This is a genomic window from Pseudomonadota bacterium (assembly GCA_039815145.1).
Classification (GTDB): Bacteria; Pseudomonadota; Gammaproteobacteria; order Steroidobacterales; family JBCBZW01; genus JBCBZW01.
The window spans coordinates 1-4,454 of sequence record JBCBZW010000231.1 but is presented as its reverse complement, the minus strand read 5'-3'; the positions used below and the strand labels follow the sequence as shown (position 1 = coordinate 4,454).

Here is a 4,454-nt window from a genome sequence, read left to right as displayed (position 1 = left end):
TTCTCCAGCTGTGTGGTGTCGAAGCCGATGCGCTCGTACAGATTGCGCAGGTGCGGCACCTTGAGCGTGCGTTGAAAGTCGCCGTCGATGGAGACGAAGCCGATGTGGGCCTCGCCGTTGGGCCCTGGCGGAATCTCCACCAGCTCGCCGTTGTTGAGCTCCACGTTGGGGCCTAGCCCCGTAGGCAAGGTATGGCAGGTGGAGCAGGCGAAGGGCGCGTCCGCCCGATTCGGCAAGATGAAGTTCTCGAGCCCACGTTGCGCATTGCCATTCGGCACGGGCTCACCCTTGGGCAGTTGATTGCCCGCACCGAAGAACCCGTCCAGGGGCAGGTTCGTCGGTAGCGAGTTGTCCAACTCGCGGTAGGGGTTGGGCGGGAAGTGAATGGTGGCGAGGAAATCCTCGAGGTCCTGCATCTCCTCGGGTTCGAGCGCCTCGTCGTCGCCCTGCAGGTTGACGAAGGTGGCGTTGAACACTTCAATCCCCGCCCGGTCGCCGCGCCAGTGATGGGGCTCCTTGCCGATCACGTCCTGCAGGGTCTGAGTGACCATCGGCCCCTTCATGGGATGCCACTCGTCGTCGAAGCCGAAGCGCAGCCCGTTGTTCCACGCACCCTTGTTGGCGTCCGCCGTGGACTTCATGACGCCCGTCGGATCACCGAGATCCCAGGCCAAGCGATCCATACGTGCGTCCGTGTGGCAGGAGGCACATGCGGCCTGACCCAAACCGGAGGTCTGGCGTGTGTTGTAGATATGCTGTCGACCGGCTCGAATGGCCGCGGGAGTGGGATCGAAGAACGCAGCTCGCGCCGTCTCGACCAACGACGTCGTGCTCACGGTCGAGACACTCGCATCGAAGTGGTTGAGCACGTACAGCTGCTCACGCGCATCGTCCACCACCACGCCCGTCGGGCCCTCGCCCACTTCGATCGGGTTGGCGAGGGCACGATCGCCATCGCCGTCCAACACGACGACGTTGTTCGAGCCCCGTCCAACGACGTACAAGCGCGTGCCCTCGGCGTTCCAAGCCACCCCGCGCGGGTCGCCGACGGACAGATCACGGGTTGCCTGATCCACGGTGGAGGTCTCGTAGTCGAGGTGCGGGTTGAGGTCTGTGACCGTCGCGTCCAATGCCTGAGGATCAACCTGTGCACGTAGCACGCGGATAAAGGTGCCGTTGAGGTTGGGCTCGAAGCGAATCTCGTTGGTGCCGTCCGTGCCCACCACGGTGATCGACCCGCTATCCGGGTTCACCGCCATCGCCATGTTGTGGTTCATGAGGCGGCGTACGTAGCGCACCTCTAGCGTGTCCGTATCGATCACGGCGAGGTCACGGTCGGGCATGTCCCAGCCTTCGACGCGCTCGGAGCGGCGCGAGAGGCTGCCGCTCACGAACTCGGTCCAATCGCCGCTGTTGTCGTCCATCCAGCGCCCATCGACAGTCTTCTTCACCAACAGACTGGTGCGTGGCGGCGCCGGGTTATCAGGATTCATCGGTGGACTGATTTGCGTGCCGTCGTTGGGCACGGGCTCCTGCCCGCCGTAGGGCCCGTCGTTGTCGTTGAGCGGCAGTGCCAACGCGGTGTGGCTGCCGGCGATGATCGTAGAAGCGTTACCGGACTCGAACACCGCCACGTAAACCTCGCTTCCATCGGGGCTAACGCTGAGGGCGCGCGGGTCTTCACCGTTGATCGGCACCTCGAGCGGTGGCGCAGCCAGGTTGCTGGGATCGAACACCTGCAGGCGATTTGCCTGCGAACAAGATACGTAGGCGCGGACCGGGTTGCCGGCAAACACCACATCCGCCGGCTCATCGCCCGTCTGCAGGGTGGCGACGACGCGGAGGTTTTCCAGGTCGACGATGCTGATCGAGTCCGAGACGTGGTTGACGACCCACGCGCGGGAGTTGCCGCGGGCACGCACCGTGACCGGGTCCACGCCCACAGGCACTTCGCCGACCAGCACGGGAGCGCCGGACTCGAGGCTGAACACCTCCAGACGCCCGTCGGCCGTGTTCACCGCTAACAGCCGCTCGCCGCTCGGCGTCATCGCCAAGGGAGCGACCTGCGGCGTTTCGAAGTTGATGAAGCTCTGCGCGGACGCCAGCGACGTCGCGGTGAGAAGGCCGGCGAGCAGCGCGACGCTACCCCCCCGGCGCGTTCGGAAATGACCCATGGTGTTGCCCCCCAACATGCGTGACTGATGTCCACGCGCCGCGATCAATGCCGCGACGTGCTGGTCCGACGATACGCCGGGCTCAAGGGATGAGTCAATAATGTCTCAAAAGAATCTCTACTGTTTCATTTAGCTGGCGCAAGGCCTTGCGTCAGGGTGCGCGCGACCTGGCTGGCTGCGTCGTTGCGGGCTACATCGCCCGTCCCGACGGCGTGCCACCCAGCCCAGATCAGGGCATCGAACGCCGTTGAGATCCAGCGGTCGGGCACCAGGGGGTCGAACACACCGTCATCTTTGAGCCGCACCACGAGCGTATGCAGACGCTCCGTCTGGGCGGCGTAGGCGGCCGTTACTTCGGGGTCACCCTCCAAGCCCACCATGCTCAGGTAGTAGTAACGATCACCCAGGGGAATCACCGCTTCCAGCACGGCTTGCAGCAACTCGTGACCGCGCAGCGCATCCACATCCAGGTGCTCCACTGCCTCGTCACAGGCCCGAATGGCCTCTAGGGAGACCTCCCGCAGGAGGGCATCGCGCGAGCTGAAATGGCGATGGAGGGTCGCTCGCCCCACCTGCGCCGCCTTGGCTACGTCCCCCAGGCTAGCCCCGGGGTTGGCGGCGAAGACGGCGATCGCGGCCTCGATAATGGCGGTACGTGTTCGGGCAGTCATCGGGGTCAATCTGGCACTTGGAGCGGAATAAAGTCGACTCGTATGATACAAAGGTGCCTCAATTGAGCAGTGCCATGCAAGTTCGAGAGACTCGGCTACACCCGCAGTATCGAGTTGTTGTCGCAACGTCACCAGAACGCGTCGGCCAAAAACCAGAGCGCGAGGCCACCCCAAGTCAGGGACGCGGCCCAGAAAAGGCCTGGACGCGTCGCGCGTGGTATTGGCATCAGGAGGAAGCTCTCGCCATGTACCAGCCCCGAGCCTGTCCAGTAGGCGAATAGGAGCCCCCACACCCAATGCCACTCGAGGATGGTCGCGATGATCAGCAGCCCGATCACTGCGACCGACGAGATCAGCACCAACGCATTCGATAACCGCTTCACCTCACCGCCCTCATCGCGCATCTACCCGGCCGCCGCTTCCTCAGACTCCACCAGTGCCGCAAACCTAGCTCCCGCTTCGGTCGATAGGTTACAGCGTGGGTCGACCCGCCTGGGCCGCCGCCGAGACTGCCCCAAGACTCGCGCCGGGATTGGCAGCGAAGACTGCTATAGCGGCCCCGACGAGCGCGGTACGCATGCAGTAGAGAACGGGAGGACTATGGCAGAGGATCAGCGACTCGGATGATACAACCGTGACTCCTTCGAGCACCGATTCGCAAGCCCCTCCTCAGGGCTCACGCGAGCAGCTCGGACAGAAACCACAGCGGCAGGACGAGGCCGTCAGCGCCATTTCTCCGCGAGCTTGTACCATTGCATGCCCAAGGCCAGCGCCTGGTTGCCGAACCACTCGGGCAAGGGTATTCGCCAGTGCTTCATGGTGGCGAAATGATCGTACTCGGTCATGTCGCCGGCCACCGCGTTGGCGAGAATCTCGCTCATGATATGCGAGGTCGCCACGCCATGGCCGGAGTATCCCTGGAGGTAATAAACGTTGTTAGCTGTGCGACCGATCTGCGGAATACGATTGAGGACGATGCCCGCAAGCCCGGTCCACTCGAACTCGATCTTGACGCCGCGCAGCTGCGGAAACACGTGCAACAGGGCCGGCATGAGTTCACCGGCAACAGACTTGGAATCGCGCCCCGAGTAGTTCGTGCCCCCGCCGAACATCAGGCGGCGATCTGCCGTGAGTCGATAGTAGTCGAGGATGAAACGACAATCGTAGACCGCCAGATCTCTCGGGTTGATCGACTCAGCCTGCTCCTCGCTCAAGACCTCCGTGGCCATGTTGCCGAGGGACGCCGGAAACAGAAGGCCCATGAGCTTGCGCCGCTCGAGGCGGTGGTAGGCGTTACCTGTGAGAATGATTTTCTCAGCCGTCACCGCGCCCTTTTCGGTGATCACCTGCGGCTTCGCGCCATGCTTGATCTCGAGCACCCGTGAGTGCTCGAAGAATCTCGTGCTCAGGCTTTCGGCCGCTCGGGCTTCGCCTAGGCAGAGGTTCACGGAGTGCAGATGCATGTTCTTCGTGTTGTAGAGAGCGCCGTGGTAGATGTCGGTGCCTAGGTAGTCGGGCACTTGCTCCCGGGAGAGCATCGTCAGGTATTCGCCCATACCCCGTGCGTGCCCCTGATCGTGCATCGCCTGCAGCTCTGGCATGTGCCTGG

The 4,454-nt window shown here is 63.4% G+C and carries 4 protein-coding genes; all 4 read right to left on the bottom strand.

From position 1 onward, the window contains the following. Positions 1–2,174 (bottom strand): hypothetical protein (locus tag AAF184_24875; protein MEO0425592.1); only part of this gene is annotated, 2,174 nt, incomplete at its 3' end. Positions 2,175–2,299: 125 nt separating this feature from the next. Continuing rightward, positions 2,300–2,845 (bottom strand): TetR family transcriptional regulator, encoded by a 546-nt coding sequence (locus tag AAF184_24870; GenBank protein MEO0425591.1) that lies wholly within the window; start codon positions 2,843–2,845, stop codon positions 2,300–2,302. A gap of 128 nt (positions 2,846–2,973) precedes the next feature. After that, positions 2,974–3,249, bottom strand: coding sequence for a hypothetical protein (locus tag AAF184_24865; protein ID MEO0425590.1), 276 nt, complete (start codon positions 3,247–3,249; stop codon positions 2,974–2,976). A 318-nt stretch (positions 3,250–3,567) separates the two neighbouring features. Then, the coding region (locus AAF184_24860) for an FAD-binding oxidoreductase (protein MEO0425589.1) at positions 3,568–4,454 on the bottom strand (887 nt) is incomplete at its 5' end.

Bases quoted from the DNA above. Each gene is read 5' to 3' on its own strand.
- AAF184_24870 (MEO0425591.1), bottom strand. From the start codon at position 2,845: ATGACTGCCCGAACACGTACCGCCATTATCGAGGCCGCGATCGCCGTC.
- AAF184_24865 (MEO0425590.1), bottom strand. From the start codon at position 3,249: ATGCGCGATGAGGGCGGTGAGGTGAAGCGGTTATCGAATGCGTTGGTG.